The following is a 25,301-nucleotide window of genomic DNA, read 5'->3' as shown; positions in this document are numbered from 1 at the left end:
ACAACTAACATGTCAGTATGCTACGCCTGCTCGCGGATTGATGAATGGAGAATTGCAGGTGGGTTCGCGCTTTGGTCTGTCGGTTGCGCTCACAACGCCCTTTGATGCAGCCGGGCGGATCGCCGTTCCGCTGATGACCGAGCATGCTAAGGCCTGTCTCGATGCTGGCTGCAGCAGCGTAACGCTGTTCGGCACCACCGGCGAAGGCGCTTCCGTCGGTACGGCGGAGCGGCAGGCGGTCATCGATGCCATGCTTGCGGCGGGAATACCCGCGGACCAACTCGTTGCAGGCGTGCTGGTCGATGCGGCGGAGGACGCTGCCGAGCAGTGCCGCCAGGCGTTGCAGCGCGGCGCCCGCAACATCCTTCTGGCGCCGCCGAGCTATTTCAAGAATGTCGGTGACGATGGGCTGTTCGGCTGGTTCGGCGCCGTGTTCGCCGCGCTCGGTCCGCTGGCCCGCGGCATGCTGCTCTACAACATCCCCTCGGTCACGACGGTGCAGCTGTCGCTCGACCTGATCGGCCGGCTTCGCGAGGCGTATCCGGGCGTGGTCGCCGGGGTCAAGGATTCCGGTGGAGACTGGGGCTACAGCGAAGCGCTGCTCAAGGCGCATGGCGACCTGATCATCCTCATCGGCGACGAACGGCATCTGGCTCCGGCGGTGCGGATCGGCGGCCAGGGCGCGATTTCCGGCATGGCCAATTTCGCCGCCGGCGAACTGCGCGCCATGATCGAGAGCGGACGCGACGACTCCCGCGTGGAAAGCTTCGTCCTCGAACTGCTCCGGCATCCGGTCATCCCGGCGGTGAAGGCCATGGTGGCGCGCCAGACCGGCGACGAACGCTGGCTGACGGTTCGGCCGCCGCTCGAGCCGGTAGCCTTGCAGGAACGGCAGCAGCTTGGCGCCGCTTACGACAGGCTGTTTGCGACACAGGCAGCCTGAACCGGCGAGGGCGCTGATCGGCATGGACGACACGAGCGAACCGGCAACCCTCAGGGAGAAGGCCTATGCCAGCTTCACGCGGCATCTGCTGGCCCGCGACCTCAGGCCCGGCCAGTTCGTTTCGCAGCGCGAGCTGGTCGCCTTCACCGGCCTGCCGCTCGGAGCCATCCGCGAGATCGTGCCGCGGCTCGAGGCCGAGGGGCTGCTGACCACGATACCGCAACGCGGCATGCAGATCGCGCATATCGACATCAGCCTGATCCGCGAGGCTTTCCAGTTCCGCCTGTTCATGGAGCGCGAGGCTGTCGCGCTGTTTGCCGTCAACGCGTCCGACGCCGAGATTGCGGGTCTGAGGCGCGAGCACGAGGACATGCTCGCCCAAGCGCTGGCGCAGACCCCGACCCCCGAAATGGAAGCCAAGGCCCAGAACATCGACTGGGCCATGCATGACACCTTCATCAGCGCGCTGGGCAACGAGATCATCGCCAAGGCCTATCTGGTCAATTCGGTGAAGATCCGGCTCATCCATCAGGAGCGGTTCCGCATCGACGGTCGCGTCGTGCCGGTCATGCGCGAGCATCTTGCGGTGATCGAGGCCCTGGAGAAACGCGATCCGGAGATGGCGGTTGAGGCGATCAGCCAGCACATCGACAATGCGCGCCGGCTGGCGCTGCAGATTTGAGGAAGCAAAACCGCGCCGCAATCGTGGTGGCGTAATCGACAACGACAACCGGGAGGAAGAAATGTCGTCCAATCCATTCAGTCCAACCAGAAGGCAGCTGCTCCAGGGAACCGCGGCTCTCGCCGCCACCGGCCTCGTCGGTCTTCGTCCGAGCTTCGCCGCGGGCGTCGACTGGAAGCGCTTTGCCGGCACGACGCTCGACGTCAACCTAGTCAAGAGCCCGCGCAGCGACACCATCCTGAAGAATCTCGCGGAGTTCGAGAAGCTGACCGGCATCAAGGTCAATGCCGAGGCGACACCCGAACAGCAGCAGCGCCAGAAGACGGTGATCGAGCTCAGCTCCGGCAAGCCGAGCTTCGACGTCGTGCATCTGAGCTACCATGTGCAGAAGCGCCAGTTCGAGAAGGGCGGCTGGCTGGCCGACATTTCCGGCTTCGTTGCCGATCCGGCCCTCACCGATCCAGGGCTGACCGAAAGCGACTTCGCCGAGGCGGGCATCCAGTTCGCCAAGGACGGCCAGGGCGTGCTGCGCTCGCTGCCGTTCTCGGTCGACTACTGGATCCTCTACTGGAACAAGGAGCTGTTCGACGCCAAAGGTATAAAATATCCCGAGAGCTTCGAGCAGCTGGTGGCCGCCGCTGAAGCGCTGACGGATCCCTCAAGCAACACCTTCGGTTTCGTCGCACGCGGTCTCAAGAACGCCAACACGCCGGTGTGGACGTCTCTGATGCTCGGCTACGACATGACGCCGCTCGGCAGCGACGGCAAGCTGCGCACCACCTCGCCGGAGGCGATCGAGGCTGCCGCCCTCTACCAGCGGCTGATGACCAAGGCCGCGCCTACCGGCGTCACCGGCTTCAACTGGGCCGAGGCGCAATCCGCCTTCCTGCAGGGCAAGATCGGCATGTGGTTCGATGGCGTGGGCTTCGCACCGCCGATGGAAAATCCGGAGAAGTCGCGGGTGGTCGGCAAGGTCGGCTATGGCGTCATGCCGAAGGGACCCAAGGCGCATGCCGCAGGCACGTTCGGCGACGGCATCGGTGTCACGTCCGCCAGCGCGAAGAAGGAAGCGGCCTATCTGTTCTGCCAGTGGGCGGTCTCTCCGGCCATGGGCGCGCGCCTGCTGCAGGCCGGCGCCGGCGTGCCGTTCCGCAAGTCGGTGCTGGAAGACCCCAAGGTGCGCGAAGGCGTCACCATGCCGCCGAGCTGGCTGGATGCCGTGGTCGGCTCAGGCAATATCAGCCGGCTGGCGCTGCCGGTCATCATCCCGGTCACCGAGTTCCGGGACATCTATGGCGTGGCGCTGACCAACATGATCGCCGGCGCCGATCCCGCCGACGAACTGAAGAAGGCCACCGATCAGTTCCAGCCGGTTCTCGACAGGAGCGAGCAAGGCTGATGTCCGCCATCGCCCCGGAACGCGCAGGGGTGACGACGCAAGCCGTCGAAGAGAGCCAGCCGATCCGGCTGGCTCCAAACTACTGGCCTTTCGTCATTCCTGCGCTCGTCGTCGTCGGCGCCGTGATCGTCTTTCCCTGGGCCTTCACGTTGTGGATGAGCGTCAACAGCTGGACGCTCGGCCAGTCGCGAAGCTTTGCCGGGATGGAAAATTATCTGCGCCTGGCGAGCGATCCGCGGTTCTGGGAATCGCTTTGGCATACCTTGATCTATACTTTCCTGTCGGTGGTCGCGCCGATGTTTTTCGGTACCGTCGCCGCGCTCATCTTCGACGCCAGGTTTGCCTTGCGCGGTCTGCTGCGCGGCGTCTTCGTGATGCCGATGATGGCCACACCCGTCGCCGTGGCATTGGTCTGGACCATGATGTTCCATCCGCAGCTCGGCGTGCTCAACTATCTCCTGTCGCTGGTCGGCATTCCGGCGCAGGAGTGGATCTTCAACGCCAACACCGTCATTCCTTCGCTGGTCGCGGTGGAGACCTGGCAGTGGACGCCGCTGGTGATGCTGATCGTGCTGGGTGGGCTGGCATCCGTGCCGCGCGAGCCGTTCGAAAGCGCCGAGATCGACGGCGCCAATGCCTGGCAGCAGTTCCGCTACCTCACCTTGCCGATGATCGCGCCGTTTCTGATGATCGCGGTCATCATCCGCACGATCGATGCGCTCAAGAGCTTCGATATCATCTACGCGATGACCCAAGGTGGGCCGGGCACGGCATCGGAAACAATCAACATCTATCTCTACAACACCGCCTTCTCCTATTACGACATGGGCTACGGCTCGGCCATGGCGGTGGTGTTCTTCATCGTCATCGTGGCCCTGTCCTTCATCCTCCTGATGCTGCGCCAGCGCTCGCAATGGGTCGACACGGAGGGCAAATAGGTGAGCTCGCGGCTGCTCAACAAGATAGGCCTGTTCTTCGCGGCGCTGGTGCTGGTCTCGCCGGCGATCCTGTTCTTCCTCTGGATGATCTCGCTGTCGCTGAAGTTCGAGATCGACAACGGCGCTTATCCGCCGATCCTGATCCCGGAGCGCTTCGCTTGGTCGAACTACGCAAAGGTGTTCGAGGAGAACAATTTCCTGCTCTATCTGTGGAACTCGGTGCTGGTGACCGGCACGGCGACGCTGCTGGCGCTGCTGATCGGAGTGCCGGCCGGCTATGGCATCGCCAGGCTCAAGGCGGAACGCTCGGCGATCGTCATCATGATCGCCCGCATGACGCCCGGGCTTTCCTATCTCATCCCGCTGTTCCTCCTGTTTCAGTGGCTGGGCATCCTCGGCACGCTCTGGCCGCAGATCATCATCCATCTGGTGGTGACGGTGCCGATCGTGGTCTGGGTGATGATCGGCTATTTCGAGACGACGCCGATGGAATTGGAGGAGGCCGCCAACATCGACGGCGCCAGTTCGTGGCAGGTGTTTCGCCTGGTCGCGCTGCCGATCGCCAAGCCCGGCATCGTCGTCGCCTTCATCCTGTCGATCATCTTCTCGTGGAACAACTTCGTCTTCGGCGTGGTGCTCGCCAGCCGCGAGACGCGGACATTGCCGGTCGCGGTCTACAACATGCTGTCCTACGAGCAGGTGAGCTGGGGGCCGCTCGCCGCCGCCGCGCTGGTGGTGACGCTGCCGGTGCTGGTGCTGACCATGTTCGCGCAACGGCAGATCGTCGCCGGGCTGACCGCCGGCGCGGTCAAGGGTGGCTGAGCGCCTGATCCGCCCTCATTCTTTCGGAGATACGCAATGGCATCGGTAAGCATCAACAACGTGCAGAAGGCTTTCGGAGCCACTCGGATCATCCACGATGTCAGCGTCGATATCGCCGATGGCGAGTTCGTCATCCTGGTCGGACCGTCGGGCTGCGGAAAGTCGACGCTGCTGCGCATGATCGCGGGGCTGGAAACGATCTCGGCCGGAAAGATCGCAATCGGCGAGCGCACCGTGAACAACCTCAGGGCACGGGACCGCAACATCGCGATGGTGTTCCAGAACTACGCGCTCTACCCGCACATGACGGCGGCGGACAATATGGGCTTCGCGCTCAAGATCAAGAAAGCCGATCCGGCCGATACCGCGAGCCGGGTGAAGCGGGCAGCCGGCATTCTCGGCCTGGAAAAGCTGCTCGACCGCTATCCGCGCCAGCTTTCCGGCGGCCAGCGCCAGCGCGTCGCCATGGGCCGCGCCATCGTGCGCGACCCGCAGGTGTTTCTGTTCGACGAGCCGCTCTCCAATCTCGACGCCAAATTGCGCGTGCAGATGCGCGGCGAGATCAAGGCGCTGCATCAGCGGCTCGGCACCACCACCATCTATGTCACGCACGACCAGATCGAGGCGATGACCATGGCCGACAAGATCGTCGTGCTGCACGACGGTCTGGTCGAGCAAATCGGCGCGCCGCTCGATCTCTACGACCGGCCGGCCAATCTGTTCGTTGCCGGCTTCATCGGCTCGCCGGCCATGAACTTCATCCACGGCCACATCGAGGAGGGCATCTTCCGCAGTGCCGGTGGGCTGACGTTGCCGCTACCGCAAGGCATCCGGCCGAGCGAAGCCGCGGGAAGGGAACTGGTCTACGGCATTCGTCCCGAGCATATCCGGGCGACCGGCCAGGGTCTCTCCGGCACAGTCACGCTCATGGAGGCGACCGGCTCGGAAATCTTCGCCACGGTCGACTGCGGCGGAGAGGTGATCTCCTGCCTTTTCCGCGAGCGGCTAGCGCTGAAGCAAGGCGAGAGCGTGCGGATCGAGATCGACCGCGCCTCGGCGCATCTGTTCGACGCCAAAACCGGCCGGCGCATCTGATTGCCCTGCCCGCGCTCTCACCGCGGCGGCCAGGGTGTGCTTGAGATTCGAGCGAACGGAAAGCAACGGGAGCCCAGTTGCAAGAAAATGCAACATGGGAGCATTGCAAAAGTCAGCCAACCCTTTGATTTAGTTGGTGATCCCGACAGGAATCGAACCTGTGACCTACAGATTAGGAATCTGCCGCTCTATCCTACTGAGCTACGGGACCACGCGGCCCGACACATAAACGCTTCGGGCCGGTTCGCCAAGAGGCGTTACCGGCCGATCGGCGGCAATCGGCCGGGAAGGTCGCCTCCGTGCAAAGCGGTCAGGCGGCCAGCGCCGTCTCCACCAACCTCACCCAATAGCTCATGCCGTGCGGGATGACCTCGTCGTTGAAGTCATAGGCCGGATGGTGAAGGCCGGCGGTGTCGCCGTTGCCGATGAAGATGAAGGCGCCGGGGCGCGCTTCCAGCATGTAGGAAAAATCCTCACCGCCCATCACCGGCTGGATGGCGCGGTGGACATTCGCGTCGCCGGCGACGCCGGCGGCAATATCGCTGGCGAAGGCCGTCTCTTCCGGATGGTTGAAAGTGACGGGATAGTTGGGGTCGTAGTCGACCTCGATCGTCGCGCCGAAGGCTGATGCCAGGCCAGCGCAAATGGCGCGGATTTTCTCCTCCGCTTTCCTGGCCACTTCCTTTTTCAGCGTGCGCACCGTGCCCGCGATCTCGGCTTTTTCCGGTATGACGTTGTAGGCATCGCCGGCATGGAATTTGGTCACCGACACGACGACGGCCTCGACCGGATCGGTGCTGCGTGAAGCAATGGTTTGCAAAGCGCTCACCAAGTGGCTGGTAATTACGATCGGGTCGATCGTGGCATGCGGCATCGCCGCATGGCCGCCATGCCCCTTGACGGTGATGGTGAATTCGGCGGTCGCCGCCATGATCGGGCCGGGCTTGATGGCGAACTCGCCGACGGGCAGGCCGGGCATGTTATGCATGCCGAACACCTTCGAGATGCCGAAGCGTTCCATCATGCCGTCCTTGACCATTTCGTTGCCGCCGCCGCCGCCTTCCTCGGCGGGCTGGAAGATCACCGCCACGGAGCCGACGAAATTGCGCGTTTCGGCGAGGTATTTGGCTGCGCCGAGCAGCATGGCGGTGTGGCCGTCATGGCCGCAGGCATGCATTTTGCCGGGAACGCTCGACGCGTAAGGCTTGCCGGTGATCTCGTTGATCGGCAAAGCGTCCATGTCGGCGCGCAGGCCGATGGCCGGACCCTCGCCCTTACGGCCGCGGATGATGCCGACGACGCCGGTTTTGCCGAGGCCGGTCACAACCTCGTCGCAACCGAAAGCCTGCAGCTTGTCGGTGACGAAGGCGGCGGTCTGGAAAACGTCGAAGTTCAGTTCCGGCGTCTGGTGCAGATGGCGCCGCCAGCCCGCGACTTCTTCCTGCATTTCCGCGGCACGGTTGAGAATTGGCATAATCGTTCCATTTCTTTGTTGGGGCAGGCAATTCAGGGCCGCTGCCCGGCAAGTGTGATCGTCTGGCGCTTTGCCATTTTGACGTCACATAGGGTAAATAGCACCGCATAATGCGGCCCGGAGTCGAGGGTCGGTCCGCAGTATGCTGGCCATCGCGCAGCGAAATCTTACGGAGCCAGCGGCAACTACGGCAAGAGGCGATTTCGGAATTGATCATGCGGCAAAGGCATTTCCTCAACCTATTGCTTGCGGGGGCGCTGGCGCTGCCGATGCTTTCCGGCACTGCGCGCGCCAATCCGGTGGTGCTGTTCGACCTGAAGAGCGGCAAGGTGCTGGAGCATCAGGACGCCTTCAAGCGCTGGTACCCGGCCTCGCTGAGCAAGCTGATGACGGCCTATGTGACGTTCCGGGCGATCGCCGCCGGCGAGGTGGCGCTCGATTCGCCGATCAAGGTGACGAAACATTCGGCCGGCGAGCCGCCGAGCAAGATGGGCTTCAAGCCCGGATCGGTCATGCGGCTCGACAATGCGCTGAAGATGATGCTGGTCAAGTCGGCCAACGACATCGCCATGGCCGTCGGCGAGAACATCGGCGGATCGCAGGCCGCCTTCGCCGACCGCATGAATGCCGAGGCCGCCAGGCTCGGCATGGTCGGAACGCATTTCGTCAACCCGAATGGGCTGTTCTCGCCGGACCAGTACACGACCGCGCGCGACCTTGCCGTCCTGGTGACGGCGCTTCGCAACGACTTCCCGCAATATGCGCCGTGGTTCTCCATCGAGGGCCTTGCCGTCGGTAAGAAGGCGATCCCGAACTACAATCTGCTGATCGGGCGCTATCCCGGCGCCGACGGGATGAAAACCGGCTTCGTCTGCTCCTCGGGCTTCAACATGATCGGCTCGGCGACGCGCGATGGCCGCACACTGGTTGCCGTGGTGCTCGGCGAAAAATCCGCCATCAGCCGCGCCGAAGCGGCGGCGAAGCTGCTCGACCAGGGTTTTGACGCTCCGGCGGCCGGGTCGACGACGCTCGCGGCGCTCAAGCCCTATGGCGACACGCTGTCGCCCAACGACCTGCAGGACGACATCTGCAAGAAGAAGCCGAAGGAACAGCAGTCGGAGGCAGCGCCTGCCGTCGCCGCCAAGGACAAGGCCAAATCGCCCTATCAGGTGAAACTCGATCACCCGACGCTGATCGCGGTCGGCCTTGGCGGGGCCACCGGGCCGGCGCCCAAGGCTTTCGTCGACCAGACCGATCAGAACTATGCCGATGTGCCGCTGCCCAGTTGGCGGCCCGACAAGCCTCTGCCGGCCGGCGCCACACCCGCCGCAACCGCTGCCGCTGCAGCGCAGGGGGATCAGCCGGCCAAGGCGGCAAACTCGCCGTGACCGGGCGCAGCGGCTTTCCCATACCCGTCTCGGTGCTCACCGGCTTTCTCGGGGCCGGCAAGACGACGCTGCTCAACCGGTTGCTCAAGGATCCGGCGCTTGCCGACACTGCCGTCATCATCAACGAGTTCGGCGAGGTGGCGATCGACCATCTGCTCGTCGAGCAAGCCTCAGACGGCATCATCCAGCTTTCCGACGGCTGCCTTTGCTGCACGGTGCGCGGCGAACTCGTCGATACGCTGGCCGACCTCGTCGACCGGCTGCAGACCGGACGCATCGCCAGGCTGGCGCGCGTCGTGGTCGAAACCACCGGCCTTGCCGATCCTGCACCGGTGCTGCAGTCGATCATGGCGCATCCGGCGCTGGTGCAGGCTTTCCGGCTCGACGGCGTCATCACGCTGGTCGACGGCGTCAACGGGGCGGCCACGCTCGATAACCATGTCGAAGCGGTGAAGCAGGCGGCCGTCGCCGACCGCATCGTGCTGACCAAGACCGATCTCGCCGAGGCAAGCGACGTCGAGGCCCTGCGGGCGCGACTTCATCAGATAAATCCGAGCGCGGTCCTGCTCGACCTCAATGGTCCCGCTACCGGGGCAGCGTCGCTTTTCGATTGCGGCCTCTACAATCCCGAGACCAAGAGCGCCGACGTGCGGCGCTGGCTCGGAGAGGAGGCGGCGCATCATCATCATCACCATGATGACGGTCATGAACACGGCTCCCATCATCATGATCACCGCCACGACGGCCGCGTGCGCTCCCACTCGCTCGTCCATGACGGGCCGGTGCCGTTCTCGGCGATCGAGATGTTCCTCGATTTGTTGCGCTCGACGCATGGCGAGAAACTGCTGCGCATGAAGGGCGTCATCGAACTTCAGGAGGATCCGTCGCGGCCGCTGGTGATCCACGGCGTGCAGAAGATCCTGCATCCGCCGGCCAGGCTGCCGTCGTGGCCCGACGGACAGCGCGGCACGCGGCTGGTGCTGATCACGCTCGACATGCCGGAAGATTATGTCCAGCGGCTGTTTTCCGCCTTCACCAACAAGCCGTCGATCGACACGCCCGACCGGGCGGCGCTCGAGGCCAATCCGCTGGCGATCGCCGGGCTGTAGCTGCAGAGGTCCGATTGGCCTATGCCGCGCCGCCGCGCTCGACCAGGAAGCGATGGCCGCCGTCGACCGCCGCCGTCTCGATCAATTGGTGGCCGGCATCGGCGCAGAAGGCCGGAATGTCGATCACGGCCAGCGGGTCGGTGGTTTCCAGCCACAGACGGCTGCCAGGCCGCATCGCGGCCAGACGCTTGCGCGCCTTCAGCACCGGCAGCGGGCAGTTCAGCCCCTTCAGATCGTAGGTAGCGGCGGATCCGGCCAAGATCGAGAAATCTCAGCCGCCGAACATGCCGAGCAGTTTCTTCTTCAGCTTCGAGACCGTGCCTTCGTCGGCACTTGCCGCCTGCTGCGTTTCCGGCGCCGGTTGCGCGGAAGCCGCCTCGACGCCCGCGGTGACCACCGGCTGCTGAGCCGCCTGCTTGGCGGCTTCCTTTTCGGCCAGAGCCTGCGCCTTGGCGGCTGCCTTTTCAGCCTGCGCTTGCGCCTTCGCGGCCTTGGCCGCCTCGATCGCCGCAAGCCGCTGCTCCTCGGCCTTGCGCTTGGCCTCCTTCTCCGCGTCGAGCGCGGCCATCTTGCGGCCGAGCGGGGAATCGATGCGGCCCATGCGCGTCGTCTCGGTTACCGAGCCGTCGGCATTCATCGACGGCGGGTCGATCGGCACGCGCTCGCCGCGGGCGCGGCGCTTGGACCAGTCGGAAACGATGCTGGCTTCCTTGATGCCGGCGATGGCCGGCTTAGGCGGTAGTATGCTTCCCTTGACCGCGGCGTTGAACGCGGCGTCGTAGCGCTTTTCGTAGTCGGCGTAGGCCGTTTTCAACGAATCAGGCTGCGTCATTGCCGGGCAGGGGCCTGTCGGGTCGAAAGTGGCGCCTTCGGGCGCTGCCTGATTGAAGACGTAGCGCTTCTCGCAGACGTCGACTTTCGGCGGCACCTTGGTGATCTCGAAATTGTCGTAGCCGACCTTCAGCATCTTCCAGAACTCGTAGTTCGGGTCGTTGCGGTAGCGCGCCATGTTGGCGGCGGTCATGCGGAACGGGAAGGCCTGGATCTGGAACTCGGTCTGGCCGCCCTGGAAGGCATCGCGGCCGAAAGCATAGATCTGCTCGATCTGGGCATCGGTCATCGAATAGCAGCCGGACGAGGAGCAGGCGCCGTGCACCATCAAATTGGAGCCGGTGCGGCCGTTGGCCCTGTCATAGGCGTTGGGATAGCCGATGTTGAAGGACAGATGGTAGTTCGAGCGCGGGTTCATCTGCGACGGACGCACCGTGTAGAAGCCTTCCGGCGCCTGGCGGTCGCCCTCGGTGTATTTGGGGCCGAGCTTGCCCGACCATTTGCAGATGTCGTAGCTGGCGACGAGATCGTAGCGGCCGTTGGTCTTGGCCTTCCAGATCTCCAGCTTGCCTTCTTCCTTGAAGATGCGCGCCATCACCGAGGAGGTGCGCACCATACCCTTGGCCTTCATGTCGGCGAGGATCTTATCCGGCAGGGGCTTGTTGGCCTCCGGCGCAAAATCCTTCATCGACGAATCATTGCAGCCGGCGATGCCTATCGCGGCGACAAGGACTCCGGTGCGGGCAAGCTTGGCAAACATCGATACGGCTTTGTCTTTTCTCTCAGGCCAACGGCCTCGGCATGGCCGGCCCGCAGGCTCAACACCAATGGACCGTAAGCCCGTTAACCTTGAAAATTCCTTACCGCAAGCAATAGCCAACCCCTCGCGGATATTTTCATTGAGCCGAATGCGGCGGCATTTTTGTGGCGAAATTGTTAATCGCCGCCATAGTTGCGGCGAACGGCCGAATTAAACGGGTGGCGCTGGGGCAGACTCACGTGCTTTGTTTTCATGCATGTCGTTTTCGCAAAACCACTGCACAGTTTTGCGCGACATGCATCAAAGGCTGCGGCCCATCGCTAAATATTTCTCGCGGCGCTGCTCGCGGAAATCGGTGTTGGCGCCGGCGAAGTCCTTCATCGTCTTGGCGATCAGATCGCCGGTGGCGGCAATCACCGTTTCCGGCGCACGCTGGGCGCCGCCCATCGGCTCGGGAACGATGGCATCGATGATCTTCATTTCGAGAAGATCCTGGGCGGTGATCTTCATGTTGGTCGCCGCGTCCTTGGAACGGGTGGTGTCGCGCCAAAGAATAGAGGCCGCGCCCTCGGGCGAGATCACCGAATAGATGGCATGCTCAAGCATGTAGACGCGGTTGGCGGTGGCGATCGCGATGGCGCCGCCGGAGCCGCCTTCGCCGATGACCACCGAGATCGACGGCACTTTGAGCGCTAGGCAGGCTGAGGTCGAGCGCGCAATGGCCTCGGCCTGACCGCGTTCCTCGGCGCCGACGCCGGGATAGGCGCCGGCGGTGTCGACCAGCGTCAAAAGCGGGATCTTGAAGCGGTCGGCAAGCTCCATCAGCCGAACCGCCTTGCGGTATCCCTCGGGCCGTACCGAACCAAAATTGTGCTTGATGCGGCTTGCCGTGTCGGAGCCCTTCTCCTGGCCGATCACCGCCACCGGCTCGCCGCGGAAACGGGCAAAACCGCCGACGATCGCCTGGTCGTCGCCGAAATTGCGGTCACCGGCCAACGGCGTGAAATCGCTGAACAAGCCCTTGATGTAGTCGAGGCAGTGCGGCCGGTCCGGATGGCGGGCCACCTGGACCTTCTGCCAAGGGGTGAGCGCCTTGTAGAGATCGCGCAGCGCATCGCGCGAACGCTTCTCCAGCCTGCCGATCTCGTCGGCGACATCGACCGCCTCGCCGTTCTCCGCGAGCTTCTTCAGCTCAAGGATCTTGAGTTCCAGATCCTGCACCGGCTTTTCGAAATCGAGGTAATTATACATGCTGGGGCGGACCGATCCGTCGGAAGGCAATGGCTGGCGGAACCCTGGAAATGCTGGCTCCGGGCGGTGGAACGTCGCCCTCACATAGCGGTATGAAGCCTAGTCGGCAAGCGGATGATGATCGTTGACCAGCCGCACCAGCCGCTCCTCCAGCACATGAGTGTAGATCTGCGTGGTGGAGATATCGGCGTGGCCAAGCAGTTGCTGCACGGCCCTGAGATCCGCACCGTTCTGCAGGAGGTGGCTGGCGAAGGCGTGGCGCAGGACATGCGGCGAGATCTTGGTCGAGGCGATGCCGGCCCGCGCCGCCAAGCCTTTGAGATCGCGTGCGAAAACCTGCCGGGAGAGATGACCGCTGTCGGAAGAGGCTGGGAACAGGAACGGGCTGTCGGCGTAGGCCGGCACCCCCGCCCTGGCGGCAAGCCACGCCCGCATCGCGGCGCGCGCCTTGGCCGACAGCGGCACCATGCGCTCCTTGTCGCCCTTGCCGCGCACCATGAAGAAACGGTCGTCGCGCAGCGCCACCGTCACCGGCAGACCGACAAGCTCGGAAACGCGCAGGCCCGTGGCATAGAGCACCTCGACCAGCGCGTGCAGGCGCAGCGCCGCCAACCGGTCGCCGTCGGGCGCGGCCCCGCCCGCCTCCTCGGCCGCGCGGTCGACCAGGCGGCCCGTCTCAGCCTCGGTCATGGTCTTCGGCAGCGGCCGGCCCTTCTTCGGGCTGTCCAGCGTGCCGGTCGGGTCGTCGCCGCGCAGGCCCTCGGCATAGAGGAATTTGAAGAATTGGCGGATCGCCGACAATTTGCGCGCCTGCGAGGTCGGCGCGAAGCCACGCGCCGCGATGTCGTCCAGATAGGCGCGGATGTCGGCGGCTGCCGCTCCGGCCAGGCCGCCACCGATAGCTTCGGAGGCGTCTTCGAGGTCGCGTCGGTAGGAGGAAAGCGTGTTCTCGGCCGCACCCCGCTCGGCGCTCATCATCTCCAGAAAGGCTTCGATGCGGGCCGCGCTGTTCATTTGGCCGGGTCAGTTCTTCTTCGGATTGAGCTTTTCCGCGGGAATGCGCACGCTCATTTCGGCCTTTTTCGGCTCCACGAACATCGCCAGCGCGAACATCGCGCCATAAGCGACGCCTGCAAGAACCGCCAGCGTCACGACAAAGCGAAACAATGTCGGCATTCAGTCTTCGCCCGTCTTCTTGTTCTGCGATTCCAAACCCTGTGCCCTTATGGGACGCCATTCCGGCCAATTCAAGGACGAAGGGCTCGGGCAGAGGATTTGTCGAGGAAGCTTCTCGACGGAAGAGGGGCGATCTGGCCCGCCTGCGGCGGCCTGCTTGACGCAAACGGGCTTTTGATGTCGATACGGCGCAAAGAGGGTTCCGCATGAACGCGCTGCCAGCAAATCCGCCGGACGAAGGCCGTGTCGCGCTGCTCGAGCGGCTCGGCAGCCGCTCGATCGTCTTCGTCGGCCTGATGGGCGCCGGCAAGACCGCAATCGGCCGCAAGGTGGCGACAATGCTTTCCCTGCCCTTCATCGACAGCGACCAGGAGATCGAGAGCGTATCGCGCATGACCGTGCCGGAGCTGTTCGAGCGTTACGGCGAACCTGAGTTCCGGGCGCTGGAGCAGCGGGTCATCTTGCGTCTGCTCGAAAACGGCCCGCAGGTGCTTTCGACCGGCGGCGGCGCCTTCATGAACGCGCAGACGCGCGAGGCGATCGATGCGCATGGCGTCTCGGTCTGGCTGAAGGCCGATCTCGATCTCCTGATGGAGCGGGTTTCGAAGAAGCAGAACCGGCCGCTGTTGAAGAATCCGGATCCGCGCGGCGTGCTGGAGAAGCTGATGGGCGAGCGCTACCCGGTCTATGCCACCGCCGACCTCACGGTTTCGACCCGCGACGACCGCAAGGAAGTCATCGCCAGCGAGGTGGTATGCGCGCTTTGCGCTTACCTTGGGATCGCGCCAATCGCCACCAGTGACGACGAGGTGGAGCCTTGAGCCATAGCGAACCGGTGAAGGTCGAGGTCGGACTCGGCGACCGTGCCTATGACATACTTATCGGGCCCGGCCTGCTTTCCGGCTCAGGAACCGAAATCGCAGGCCGCCTTCCCGGCACGCGTGCGGCCATCGTCACCGACGAGAACGTCGCCGCAGCGCATCTCGAAACGCTGCAGGCCGGCCTGGAAAAAGGCGGCATCGAGGCCGCCGTCATCACCCTGCCGGCCGGTGAAAAGACCAAGAGCTTCACCCACCTCGAAGAGGTCGTCGACGGCGTGCTCGCCGCCAAGCTCGAACGGCGCGATGTCGTCGTGGCACTTGGCGGCGGCGTCATCGGCGATCTTGCCGGCTTCGCCGCCGGCATCGTGCGGCGCGGGATGAACTTCGTGCAGGTGCCGACATCGCTGCTGGCGCAGGTCGATTCTTCCGTCGGCGGCAAGACGGGCATCAACAGCGCGCGCGGCAAGAACCTGGTCGGGGTCTTCAACCAGCCAAAACTGGTGCTTGCCGACACCGGTGTGCTCGACACTTTGCCGATCCGCGAATTCCGCGCCGGCTATGCCGAACTCGCCAAATACGGGCTAATCGACCGTCCCGGCTTCTTCGCCTGGCTGGAGGAGAACTGGCAAAAGGTGTTCGCCGGCGGCCCGGAGCGGACCGAAGCCATCGCCGAGGCTTGCCGCGCCAAGGCCGATGTGGTCGCCCGCGACGAGTTCGAGACCGGCGACCGCGCGCTGCTCAATCTCGGCCACACATTCGGCCATGCGCTCGAAGCCGCCACGAATTATGACGGTGCCCGTCTCGTCCATGGGGAGGGGGTCGCCATCGGCATGGCGCTGGCGCACCGCTTCTCGGCGCGTCTCAATCTAGCGAGCCCGGACGACGCGGAGCGCGTCGAGGCGCACCTTCGCGCCGTCGGCCTGCCCTGGCGGATGGCCGACATAGCGGGCCAACTGCCGGATGCCGAGACGCTGCTTGGCTTCATCACCCAGGACAAGAAGGTGTCGCGCGGCGCGCTTACCTTCATCCTGACGCGCGGCGTCGGCCAGGCCTTTATCGCCAAGGACGTGCCGCCCTCCGAAGTGCTGTCCTTCCTCAAGGCGAGCCATCCCGGATGATCGACTTCGGCTGGATCGCCGCAGCCGTCTTTGCCGCCGTGATCGTGCTGGCGTTTCTCTTGCGCACGCGGCTCTTCGCGGCGCTCGGCTACAGTCTGCGGCCGATCGAACCGACGGAGCCCGAGCAGGATGAGCCGGACGAGAACGGCGACGAGACCCGCCGCAGCGGGCAGGCGCGCGAGGATCGCAACCGGCTGGGCGCGCTTTTCGAACTCGAGGAGCTCGAGGTTTCGGACGTGATGGTCCACCGCACCAACATGCGCTCGGTCAACGCCGACGATCCGCCGGAAATGGTGGTGCGCGAGATTCTGCAGAGCCCGCATACCCGCATGCCGCTCTGGAAAGGCTCGCTCGACAACATCGTCGGCGTGCTGCATGCCAAGGATCTGCTGCGGGCGCTCAACGAGGTCGGCAACGACTTTTCCAAGATCGACGTAACAAAGATCGCGTCGAAGCCATGGTTCGTGCCCGACACCACCACCTTGCAGGATCAGCTCAACGCCTTCCTGCGGCGCAAGGCGCATTTCGCCATCGTCGTCGACGAGTATGGCGAGATGGAAGGGCTGGTGACGCTGGAAGACATCATCGAGGAGATCGTCGGCGAGATCGCGGACGAGCACGATGTCGACATGCAAGGCGTCAAGCAGGAGGCCGACGGCTCGGTCGTCGTCGACGGCACGGTGGCGATTCGCGACCTCAATCGGGCGCTCGACTGGGATCTGCCGGACGAGGAGGCGACGACGATCGCCGGCCTAGTCATCCACGAGACGCAGACGATCCCAGATGAGAAGCAGGCCTTCACCTTCCACGGCAAGCGTTTCGTGGTGATGAAGCGCGACAAGAACCGCATAGCAAGGTTGAGGATCCGGCCCGCCGGCGAAGGTTAGGGTGTGCCGATCTTCAGGTGAGACCGGCCTGCAAAGGGCGGCTTCCTGCGTCTCCGGTGCTCAAAGTTCCTTGGTCGAGCGCTCGCTGAGCACGGCGCCGGTTTCGGCATCCATTGCCGCCAGGCTGACGTCATAACCCCAAAGGCTCCGGATGTGGCGCAAGGTCGCGTCGCGGCTTTCGTCCTCTAGCTGGATGCCGTCCTTGACCTTGTGCTGCAGTCGCAAATGCCGGTCTCCCAGAAGATCCACGTCGACCACCTGGATGTCGGGCCGGCTCGCCCCCACATCGTAGCTTCGGGCCAGCGCGGACCGTATCTTGCTGTAGCCGCGCTCATTATGGATCGAGGCGACCTCGTAATGCGGCTCGTCGGCGCCGTCGGCCAGCACGAAGAGCCGCCATTTCCGGATCAAAGCGGGGCTCAGATACTGGCGGATGAAGGATTCGTCACGGTGATTGGCCCAGGCATCGAGCAAGGTGTCGCGCCAGTCGCCACGGCCGGCGATGTCCGGAAACCAGTCGCGGTCCTCCGCGGTCGGCTCGGTCGAGATGCGCTGGATGTCCTGCATCATGCCGAGGCCCAGCGCATAGGGATTGATCCCGGAATAACGCGGATCGTCATAGGCCGGCTGGAAAACCACGTTCGAATGGTTTCGCAATATCTCGAGCATGGCGCCTTCGCTAATGCGGCCGCGATCGAAAAGCATGTTCATCAGGGTGTAGTGGACGAAGGTGGCACAGCCTTCGTTCATCACCTGGGTTTGCCGCTGCGGGTAAAAATATTGCGCAATCACCCGCACGATCCTGATGATCTCGCGCTGCCAGGGCTCAAGCACCAGGCTGTTCTTCTCGAGGAAGTAGAGCAGGTTTTCCTCGGGCAGATTGAGCGACTTCTTCCGCTCGGCCAAGCTTTCGTCCCCTACTTCCGGCTTGTTCTTGTCCTGCGCGGTCGGCAGCGTGCGCCACAGATCATTGTAGGAACGCTCCTCATATTCGAGGCGCTCGCGAAGGCCTTCGCGCTGCTGTTCCGACGACAGCTTCGGCGGCCGATGGTAGCGGAACACGCCTTGCTCCATCAGCGCGTGGGCGGCATCGAGCACCGCCTCGACGGCCTGCAGTCCGTGCCGTTCCTCGCATCGGGCGATGTAGCCCTTGGCGAAGTCCAGATAGCTCAGGATGCCTCCGGCGTCCGTCCATTGCCGGAAGAGATGATTGTTTTTGAAGAAATGGTTGTGGCCAAGCGCGGCATGGGCGGTCACCAGGGCCTGCAAGGCCATGGTGTTTTCTTCCATGAGGTAGACGATGCAAGGGTTGGAGTTGATGACCAGTTCATAGGCCAGACCGCGCGCGCCCTTGCGGTAGAGAAGCTCGTTGTAGAGGAAATGCTTGCCGAACGACCAATGCCGATACATCAGCGGCATGCCGACCGAGGAATAAGCGTCGAGCATCTGCTCGGAGGAAATGACCTCCATCTGCACCGGATAGATGTCGAGGTGAAGCTCTTCGACCCCGATCGCCTCGATCTCGTCGTAAACCCGAGAGAGTTTCGCAAAATCCCAGTCCGACCCGGAAAATAACAGTTCGGATTTGCGCGCCTGATTGACCATCGGCCTATGTCCCATCCGCCCGCGTTCTCACGCGCTCTTGCGCAGACTAGGCTGCCTTGCGAAGAGCTCGCGAAAGACCGGATAGATATCGGCGGGAGCCGCGATGCGCCTCATCTGGAAATTCGGCCACTTTCCGTCGACCGCGTTGTAGGCACGCCAGAGCGACGTTCCGTTCTCGGTGGAGCCGAAAATGTGGCTTTCGCGTTCGTCGATGATTTCCACATAGGCGAAATACTGGCAGAGGCGCATGAGCTTGCGGTCGAGGAGTTCTATGCAGCGCTCGGAATCGGTGGCGAAGTTGTCACCGTCGGAAGCCTGAGCGGCATAGATATTCCATTCCGCGACCGGATAGCGCTGCTCTATGATGCGATGCATTTCCTCGAGCGCCGTCGAGACGACGGTACCGCCGCTCTCGGTGTGGTAGAAGAAGGTGTGCTCATCCACCTCCTTGGCCTCATGGGTGTGGCGGATGAAAACGATGTCCGTCCTTTCGTAGCGCCGCGTCAGGAACAGATGCAGCAGCACGAAAAACCGTTTGGCCAGATCCTTCTCGCGCTCTCCCATCGATCCCGACACGTCCATCAGGCAAAACATAACGGCGCTGGCATTCGGCACCGGCTGGGGGTCGAAGCGGTTGAACCGAATGTCGACCGGATCGACATAGGCGATCCGCCTGCGCCGGCGTTCAAGCCGATCAACTTCCTCGCGCAGAGCAGCGATGCGTTCGCGCGTTGCCTCGGTTGGCGGCTTCGCTTCCAACTCGGCGATCTGCGTTGAGATGGCGTCCAGCTCCGCCTGCTTGGGACGCCTGAGCGCGATGCGGCGGCCGTGGCTGTTTCGCATGGTGCGTCCGACATTGACGTTGGTCGGCGCCCCGCTTGCCGTGAAGCCCGCCCGTCTTGGCTTGAAGCTCAGTATCTGCTTGAGATTGAGCTTGACCAGATCGGGCAGTTCGAGATCTTCGAAGAAGAGGTCGAGCACTTCCTCGCGCGACAGCACGAAGCGAAAGTCGTCCTCGGATTGCTTGGTTCCCGGCGCCGAAGAGCCAGTGCCGCCGCCGCCAGGCTTGGGTATCAGATCACCGGGACTGAACGATTTGTTGCCGGGCAGTATGTGCTGGCGCTGCCCACTGTCCCTGGCGTCGCTGAAGGTCGGTTCGCTGGTGCCTTTCCGGGGCATCGGCACGGCATGCTCGCGGTCGACCTCGGCGATACGGCCTGTCCGGACATGGTCGCGGATGCTGCGCTTGAGCTCTTCCCGAGCGCGCTTGAGGAAGCGCTGGCGATTGCTCAGGCTCTTGTCCTTCGGATTCAGGCGGCGGTCGATGAAGATCGGCATGCGAACCCTTCGGGCTTTGCTCAGCCAGCCTTGTTCACGCGCATGTACCAGTCGACCAGCCGGCGCACCTGCCGCTGAGTGTAGCCGCGCTCCACCATCCGCTGCACGAATTCGTTGTGCCGCTTCTCGGTGACGCTGTCCTGCTTGGAGCCGAAGCTGATCACCGGCAACAAATCCTCGACCTGACCGAACATGCGCTTCTCGATCACTTCGCGAAGCTTTTCATAGCTCGTCCAGGACGGATTGCGGCCATGGTTGCGCGCCCGGGCGCGCAAGGTGAACTTGACCACCTCGTTGCGAAAATCCTTGGGATTGGCGATGCCGGCCGGCTTTTCAACCTGCGACAATTCCTTGTCCAGGACCTCGCGATTGAGGATCTGGCCGGTATCGGGATCCTTGTAGTCCTGATCCTCGATCCAGGCATCGGCATAGGCGATGTAGCGATCGAAAAGGTTCTGGCCGTACTCGCTATACGATTCCAGGTAAGCCTTCTGGATCTCGTGGCCGATGAACTCGGCGTAGCGCGCTGCAAGTTCCGATTTGATGAACTCAAGGTACGCGGCTTCGGTTTCCTTCGGGAATTGCTCGCGTTTGATCGCCTCCTCGAGGATGTACATCAAGTGCACGGGATCGGCTGCGACCTCCTTGGTGTCGTAGTTGAAAGTCTGCGACAGAATCTTGAAGGCGAAGCGCGTGCTGACCCCGGTCATGCCTTCGTCGACGCCGGCGGCATCGCGATATTCCTGGACCGACTTCGCCTTCGGGTCGATCTCCTTGAGGTTCTCGCCGTCATAGGCGCGCATCTTGGTGTAGAGCGGCGAGTTCTCGTGCTCGGCAAGCCGGGTCGAGACGGTGAAACGGCTGAGGATGTCCAGCACTTCGGGCGCGCAGGGACTGTTCGCCAGATCGCTCTCGCGCAAAAGTTTCTCGTAAATCTGTCTCTCTTCGGTGATGCGAAGGCAATACGGAACCTTGACCACAAGGATGCGGTCGAGGAAGGCCTCATTGTTCTTGTTGTTCTTGAATTGCTGCCATTCCGATTCGTTGGAATGGGCAACGACGATGCCCTGATAGGGGAAGGAGCCGAAATTCTCGGTGCCGTTGTAGCTGCCTTCCTGGGTTGCCGTCAGCAACGGGTGCAGGACCTTGATGGGCGCCTTGAACATCTCGACGAACTCGAGCAGGCCCTGCGTCGTCCGGTTCAAGCCGCCGCTGTAGGAGTAGGCATCCGGATCGGATTGGCTGAAATGTTCCAACTGCCTGATGTCGACCTTGCCGACCAGAGCCGAGACATCCTGGTTGTTCTCGTCGCCGGGCTCAGTCTTGGCGATGGCGATCTGACGCAGACGCGATGGCGACAGCTTGACCACGCTGAATTTGGAAATGTCGCCGGACAGTTCGTCGAGCCGTTTGGCCGCCCAAGGCGAGATGAGCCCATTCAGGCGGCGGCGGGCTATCCCGTATTTGTCTTCCAGCAGATCGCCCATCCGATCGGGATGGAAAAGGCCAAGCGGCGATTCGAATATAGGGCTGATCTGGTTGCCGACCTTCAGCGTGTAGATCGGGCGCTGTTCCATAAGCTTCTTCAGCCGTTCGGCAAGCGAGGACTTGCCGCCGCCGACCGGCCCGAGCAGGTAAAGGATCTGCTTGCGCTCCTCGAGACCCTGCGAGGCATAACGGAAATATCCGGCGATGCGCTCGATCGTATCCTCCATTCCGTAGAAATCGGAGAAGGAGGGGTACACCTTGATGGTCCGGTTCGAGAAGATGCGCCCGAGCCGCTCATCCTTGCTGGTGTCGACCAGATTGGGCTCGCCGATGGCCTCGACCATTCGTTCGGGCGCCGAGGCATACATGGATTTGTCTTCGCGGCAGCCAAGCAGATACTGCTGGAGGCTCATCTCTTCCTGGGCCGCGTTGGAATATATCTCCGAAAACAGATCGAAGACGTCGGATTGGTTCTCTCGCATGATATTCTGCCCTCAGAGCCGCTCTGGTTGCCAGTCGGCCAGTCGGCTCGTCTCGTATTCAACTGCCGGAAAGCATTGTGGTTCCCTCATATGAGAGAGAGCGCCTGCAATCGGGCATTGACGACTCACAGCACCCGATGCGGACGGAATGCTCACCCATGATGATTAGGTGGTGATGGCCGGGAGAGCTTCAAGGAAAATCTTAGGTTTTCCACTCACATGTCGTGGTCGGGAACGTAGAGGCAGAAGGAATGCTGAGAATCCGCGTCGCCTCCGGGCTTACACTCGTGAAAGAACTCGTCACGCGAACGCCTGATCCGACGATCGGAGTAGGGAATGAGCTCTCCGGTGGAGAGCTGGTACCCATATTTCGTTTCCTTCACGTCGGCCGCGGGTGCTTGGTAGCAGTCCATTCCCGAGCAGCATGAGCTGTCATACTGCCAGCCCGTGGGCGCCTGATGCGCAGCCGCCGGAGCCGAAAGGAGTACCGCCAGCGCAATTGCCGGAAACAGGCGCAGAGGTTCCGAACGGCTTGTGCGCCGATTGGGCGGCGCGGATGGAGGTCGATACGTCTTCCTCATTGGTGGTCACCGTTCGGAAGCGTCGGCCGAGGGCATCGGTCCTTCGGTCCGACTAGCAATCCGCCCAGCATGGACGAGGCCAGGGCCGGGCCTGCATCAAACCGCCAGATCAGGCAAATGTTCCATGGTGCTTCCCCGGGCGGCGGAGCGCGCCGGCCCATGCAACCGCGGCCCACGATCGCGCGGCCCGGCTACGGGCAGGGGAACCAAAGTCGCCCTATTCGACGGCGGCGCCTATTGGCATATGGCGATTCAACCACCGCTTCGGGGAGAACGGCGATGCGCTGACTGCCGCCGTCATGGCTTTCCTGAAGGCGAGGGTCGCCTGAACGCGCCGGCACTCCTGAAACTGGATCACTTCAAAGTCGTTGACCGGACATTGCGGCATGACCACTTGTCGGCTCAATTGTCCGGGGACAATCGGACGAGAGGGAACGCGATGAATGGCGCCGATGTGCTTTGCGATGTGCTGCTGGCGAATGGCGTGAATGTCTGCTTTGCCAATCCCGGTACCTCGGAAATGCACTTCGTCGCCGCGCTCGACCGCAAGCCGGAGATGCGCTGCGTGCTCGGTCTTGCCGAGGGTGTGGTGACGGGTGCCGCCGACGGCTACGCCAGGATGACCGACCGCCCGGCCGCGACGCTGCTCCACACCGGCCCCGGATTGGCCAATGGCCTGGCCAACATCCACAATGCCCGGCGCGCCCGCGTGCCGATGATCAACATCGTCGGCGACCATGCCTCCTATCACCTGCCGCTCGACGCGCCGCTCACCAGCGACATTGAAGGTCTCGCCGCGCCGATGTCGAACTGGGTCCGCCGCATCGCCGGTCCGGCCGACGTCGCGCCGGCCGCGCAGGCGGCTTTTCGCGCTTCGCTGACGCCTCCCGGCATCGCTACGCTGATCCTGCCGGCGGATGCGGCGTGGGGAGAGGCCAGTCCGCTCCTGTCGGCCAAGGTAGAGCTTGCGGCGCCGCCTCCGGTCGATGCAGCTATCGTGCGCAAGATTGCCGGAGCCATTCGCGTCGCGCCCGGTCGCGTCGGCATGATCCTGCGTGGGCCGGCCGCGCGTGAGGATGCCTTGGAAATCGCCGGACAGATATCGGCGGTTTCGGATGTCCGGCTGTTCAGCGACGTTCTGATCGCCCGGATGCAGCGCGGCCGGGGCCGCGTTGCGCCTACCCGCGTTCCATATCCGATCGACGCCGCGCGCACCCTCCTTGCCGACATCGATCTCCTGATCCTCGTCGGAGCCAGGGAACCGGTGGCGTTCTTTGCCTATCCCGGAAAGCCGGGCCGGCTTGTGAGCGAAGACTGTGAAGTGATGTCGTTGGCCGAGCATGGCGAGAATTTGAAGGCGGCACTCGCTGCGCTTCGCGACGAACTGGGCATCAAACCGTCGCAGCCGGTGCCCGTCGCCACGGCCTTTCCCAATGAGCCGGCCCCGCGCGGCAAGCTGACGGACGACGCGGTTGCACTTTCGGTAGCCCGGAAGCTGCCGGAGAATGCGATCGTCTGCGACGAGGCCGTCACCTCGGCGCGGCGCTATTTTGCGCTCTCGGCCTTTGCCGCCCCGCACGATTACATGATGGGCACAGGCGGATCGATCGGCGGCGGCATTCCAATGGCGACTGGCGCGGCCATCGCCTGTCCTGGCCGCAAGGTGCTGAATCTGGAGGCGGACGGCAGCGGCATGTACACGGTGCAGGGATTATGGACCCAGTCGCGGGAAAAGCTCGACGTGGTGACGATCGTCTTTTCCAACCGGACCTACGCCATCCTGCACGGCGAGATGCGCAATGTCGGGGTGAACGCGATCGGCGAGAATGCCAGGCGAATGCTCGACCTTGATCAGCCGGCTCTGGACTGGGTTTCGCTGGCAGCCGGCATGGGGGTGGAAGCAGCCCGCGCTGACACATGCGAGCGCTTCGACGCGCTGCTCGTCAGCGCGCTGTCGCGTCCGGGCCCGTTCCTCATCGAAGCGGTGATCTGAGCGGCCCCCGGCCCGCCGCGCTTACCAGCGTGTCTTCTCACCAGGTGCTGCAGGCTCAATCGCCAGCGCGTGCACGCCGGCCTTCAATTCGTCGGCAAGGAGGCGATTGACGGCGCGGTGGCGCTCGATGCGGTTCATGCCGGCAAAATCCTGCGAGACGATACGGACGCGGAAATGGGTCTCGCCCGTGCCGTCCAAAACGGCCTCGTGGCCGTGCTCGACGTGGTGATGGCCGGCGTGAAGATGGCTTTCGTTGATGACGGTGAGCCTTTCCGGCGAAAATGCCGCCTTCAGCTTGTTTTCCATCGTCGACTGTATGGACATCGGGGCTTCCCTTCACCACATCTGCGGTACCGCCGCAAAATCTGTGCTTTCGACCGCTTTAGGCCGCGATTCAGCGGTTAGGGCGATCATCTGCGAAATGTCAATTCTTGTTTCGCGGTAGCGAACAGCCCATAAATGGGTGAGGATGAAACCGTATCCCAAATATTTCGAGAAAATTCGCATCCGGCCGGAAAAGGACGCGGAGCTGAAGTCGCGCGCGCCGATCTGCCAGTGGGACGGTTGCAGCGAGGCCGGTACGCATCGCGCGCCGGTCGGGCGCCTGAAGGAGGGCGAGTATTTCCGCTTCTGCTTTGAGCATGTGCGCGAATACAACAAGAGCTTCAACTACTTCTCGGGCGTGTCGGACAGCGAGATCGCCCGCTTCCAGAAAGAGGCGCTGACCGGACACCGGCCAACCTGGCGCATGGGCGCCAATGGCGGCGGCATGCGTTCGGCACCCGACTTCGCGCAGCAGCGCTCCGGGCGTGCAGGCTACTACAACCGCATGCGCGATCCCTTCAATCTGTTCGGCGGCGGAACGCGCGAAGTGCGCGAGCGCAAGGCAAAGCCGCTTGAGGCCAAGGCGCTGGAAACGCTTGGCCTTGATACAAAGGCGACTGGCAAGGATATCAAGGCGCGCTATAAGGAACTCGTGAAGCGCCACCATCCGGATGCGAATGGCGGCGACAGAGGTTCGGAAGACCGGTTCCGCGATGTGCTGCAGGCCTATCGCGTGCTCAAGCAAGCAGGATTGTGCTGAGCGACCCTACGGTCCATGTCGTTTTCCAACTTTCAT

Annotated in this window: 23 protein-coding genes and 1 tRNA gene; 13 read left to right on the top strand and 11 right to left on the bottom strand. The window is 63.3% G+C overall.

Annotated features, from left to right (window positions below):
• The first annotated feature begins 58 nt into the window (after positions 1–58).
• The 6 genes from P9217_RS25430 (at position 59) to ugpC (ending at position 5,879) form a co-directional block, all read left to right on the top strand.
• A complete protein-coding gene (locus P9217_RS25430) occupies positions 59–943 on the top strand; it encodes a dihydrodipicolinate synthase family protein (RefSeq protein WP_127247143.1) in 885 nt (294 codons plus the stop codon).
• A gap of 22 nt (positions 944–965) precedes the next feature.
• On the top strand, positions 966–1,625 hold the full coding sequence (locus tag P9217_RS25425; RefSeq protein ID WP_127247142.1) for a GntR family transcriptional regulator: 660 nt from the start codon (positions 966–968) through the stop codon (positions 1,623–1,625).
• A 61-nt stretch (positions 1,626–1,686) separates the two neighbouring features.
• Positions 1,687–3,024 (top strand): sugar ABC transporter substrate-binding protein, encoded by a 1,338-nt coding sequence (locus P9217_RS25420; protein WP_127247141.1) that lies wholly within the window; start codon positions 1,687–1,689, stop codon positions 3,022–3,024.
• Complete coding sequence (locus P9217_RS25415) at positions 3,024–3,962, top strand: sugar ABC transporter permease (protein WP_095799868.1); 939 nt, start codon at positions 3,024–3,026, stop codon at positions 3,960–3,962. Before P9217_RS25420 ends, P9217_RS25415 begins: the two co-directional genes overlap by 1 nt.
• Positions 3,963–4,784: a carbohydrate ABC transporter permease gene (locus tag P9217_RS25410; protein ID WP_082953638.1), complete on the top strand. Its 822-nt coding sequence runs from the start codon at positions 3,963–3,965 to the stop codon at positions 4,782–4,784.
• A gap of 36 nt (positions 4,785–4,820) precedes the next feature.
• A complete protein-coding gene (gene ugpC, locus P9217_RS25405) occupies positions 4,821–5,879 on the top strand; it encodes a sn-glycerol-3-phosphate ABC transporter ATP-binding protein UgpC (RefSeq protein ID WP_278087979.1) in 1,059 nt (352 codons plus the stop codon).
• 134 nt (positions 5,880–6,013) lie between these two features.
• On the opposite strand, the gene P9217_RS25400 is transcribed toward ugpC, so the two are convergent.
• Positions 6,014–6,090, bottom strand: a tRNA-Arg gene (locus P9217_RS25400).
• Positions 6,091–6,189: 99 nt separating this feature from the next.
• Positions 6,190–7,353 carry a M20 aminoacylase family protein gene (locus P9217_RS25395; protein ID WP_278087980.1) on the bottom strand — a complete coding sequence of 388 codons (1,164 nt, stop codon included), beginning with the start codon at positions 7,351–7,353 and terminating at the stop codon, positions 6,190–6,192.
• A gap of 215 nt (positions 7,354–7,568) precedes the next feature.
• On the opposite strand from P9217_RS25395, the gene P9217_RS25390 reads away from it, so the two are divergent.
• On the top strand, positions 7,569–8,741 hold the full coding sequence (locus P9217_RS25390) for a D-alanyl-D-alanine carboxypeptidase family protein (RefSeq protein ID WP_278087981.1): 1,173 nt from the start codon (positions 7,569–7,571) through the stop codon (positions 8,739–8,741).
• Positions 8,738–9,850 (top strand): GTP-binding protein, encoded by a 1,113-nt coding sequence (locus P9217_RS25385; RefSeq protein ID WP_278087982.1) that lies wholly within the window; start codon positions 8,738–8,740, stop codon positions 9,848–9,850. Before P9217_RS25390 ends, P9217_RS25385 begins: the two co-directional genes overlap by 4 nt.
• Before the next feature lie 19 nt (positions 9,851–9,869).
• Here P9217_RS25385 and P9217_RS25380 read toward each other — a convergent pair whose 3' ends face one another.
• The 5 genes from P9217_RS25380 to P9217_RS25360 all read right to left on the bottom strand — a co-directional run bounded on the left by P9217_RS25380 (position 9,870) and on the right by P9217_RS25360 (position 13,868).
• A complete protein-coding gene (locus tag P9217_RS25380) occupies positions 9,870–10,109 on the bottom strand; it encodes a sulfurtransferase TusA family protein (protein WP_066990371.1) in 240 nt (79 codons plus the stop codon).
• 12 nt (positions 10,110–10,121) lie between these two features.
• Positions 10,122–11,441 carry a murein L,D-transpeptidase family protein gene (locus P9217_RS25375; RefSeq protein ID WP_127215955.1) on the bottom strand — a complete coding sequence of 440 codons (1,320 nt, stop codon included), beginning with the start codon at positions 11,439–11,441 and terminating at the stop codon, positions 10,122–10,124.
• A gap of 300 nt (positions 11,442–11,741) precedes the next feature.
• A complete protein-coding gene (locus P9217_RS25370) occupies positions 11,742–12,692 on the bottom strand; it encodes an acetyl-CoA carboxylase carboxyltransferase subunit alpha (protein ID WP_067319192.1) in 951 nt (316 codons plus the stop codon).
• 99 nt (positions 12,693–12,791) lie between these two features.
• Positions 12,792–13,706 carry a site-specific tyrosine recombinase XerD gene (locus tag P9217_RS25365; RefSeq protein WP_127403979.1) on the bottom strand — a complete coding sequence of 305 codons (915 nt, stop codon included), beginning with the start codon at positions 13,704–13,706 and terminating at the stop codon, positions 12,792–12,794.
• Positions 13,707–13,715: 9 nt separating this feature from the next.
• The gene (locus P9217_RS25360) at positions 13,716–13,868 is read right to left on the bottom strand and encodes a histidine kinase (protein WP_066990358.1); all 153 of its coding nucleotides are present in this window, start codon (positions 13,866–13,868) and stop codon (positions 13,716–13,718) included.
• Between the two features lie 206 nt (positions 13,869–14,074).
• Between P9217_RS25360 and P9217_RS25355 the strand changes: the two genes are divergently transcribed.
• Genes P9217_RS25355 through P9217_RS25345 form a run of 3 tightly spaced genes read left to right on the top strand, consistent with a single transcriptional unit; the run spans position 14,075 to position 16,694 of the window.
• Positions 14,075–14,689: a shikimate kinase gene (locus tag P9217_RS25355; RefSeq protein ID WP_127217381.1), complete on the top strand. Its 615-nt coding sequence runs from the start codon at positions 14,075–14,077 to the stop codon at positions 14,687–14,689.
• Complete coding sequence (aroB, locus tag P9217_RS25350; RefSeq protein WP_067319186.1) at positions 14,686–15,807, top strand: 3-dehydroquinate synthase; 1,122 nt, start codon at positions 14,686–14,688, stop codon at positions 15,805–15,807. The genes P9217_RS25355 and aroB overlap by 4 nt, the downstream gene beginning before the upstream one ends.
• Positions 15,804–16,694, top strand: a complete 891-nt coding sequence (locus tag P9217_RS25345; RefSeq protein WP_278087983.1) for a transporter associated domain-containing protein — start codon at positions 15,804–15,806, stop codon at positions 16,692–16,694. The genes aroB and P9217_RS25345 overlap by 4 nt, the downstream gene beginning before the upstream one ends.
• A 60-nt stretch (positions 16,695–16,754) precedes the next feature.
• Here the strand turns inward: P9217_RS25345 and P9217_RS25340 are convergent, their stop codons facing one another.
• The 3 genes from P9217_RS25340 to P9217_RS25330 are packed head-to-tail and all read right to left on the bottom strand — an operon-like array spanning position 16,755 to position 21,607.
• Complete coding sequence (locus P9217_RS25340) at positions 16,755–18,299, bottom strand: SpoVR family protein (protein ID WP_278087984.1); 1,545 nt, start codon at positions 18,297–18,299, stop codon at positions 16,755–16,757.
• A gap of 27 nt (positions 18,300–18,326) precedes the next feature.
• Positions 18,327–19,637: a YeaH/YhbH family protein gene (locus P9217_RS25335; RefSeq protein ID WP_066990345.1), complete on the bottom strand. Its 1,311-nt coding sequence runs from the start codon at positions 19,635–19,637 to the stop codon at positions 18,327–18,329.
• A gap of 20 nt (positions 19,638–19,657) precedes the next feature.
• Positions 19,658–21,607, bottom strand: coding sequence for a PrkA family serine protein kinase (locus tag P9217_RS25330; RefSeq protein WP_066990342.1), 1,950 nt, complete (start codon positions 21,605–21,607; stop codon positions 19,658–19,660).
• A gap of 1,020 nt (positions 21,608–22,627) precedes the next feature.
• Between P9217_RS25330 and P9217_RS25325 the strand changes: the two genes are divergently transcribed.
• Positions 22,628–24,181 carry an acetolactate synthase large subunit gene (locus P9217_RS25325; protein WP_278087985.1) on the top strand — a complete coding sequence of 518 codons (1,554 nt, stop codon included), beginning with the start codon at positions 22,628–22,630 and terminating at the stop codon, positions 24,179–24,181.
• A 21-nt stretch (positions 24,182–24,202) separates the two neighbouring features.
• Here the strand turns inward: P9217_RS25325 and P9217_RS25320 are convergent, their stop codons facing one another.
• A complete protein-coding gene (locus tag P9217_RS25320; protein ID WP_278087986.1) occupies positions 24,203–24,505 on the bottom strand; it encodes a BolA family protein in 303 nt (100 codons plus the stop codon).
• A 145-nt stretch (positions 24,506–24,650) separates the two neighbouring features.
• Between P9217_RS25320 and P9217_RS25315 the strand changes: the two genes are divergently transcribed.
• A complete protein-coding gene (locus P9217_RS25315) occupies positions 24,651–25,265 on the top strand; it encodes a J domain-containing protein (protein WP_066990335.1) in 615 nt (204 codons plus the stop codon).
• Positions 25,266–25,301: the final 36 nt, after the last annotated feature.

The organism is Mesorhizobium sp. WSM4989 (assembly GCF_029625795.1).
Taxonomy (GTDB): domain Bacteria; phylum Pseudomonadota; class Alphaproteobacteria; order Rhizobiales; family Rhizobiaceae; genus Mesorhizobium.
This window is presented reverse-complemented; position numbering and strand designations above follow the sequence as displayed.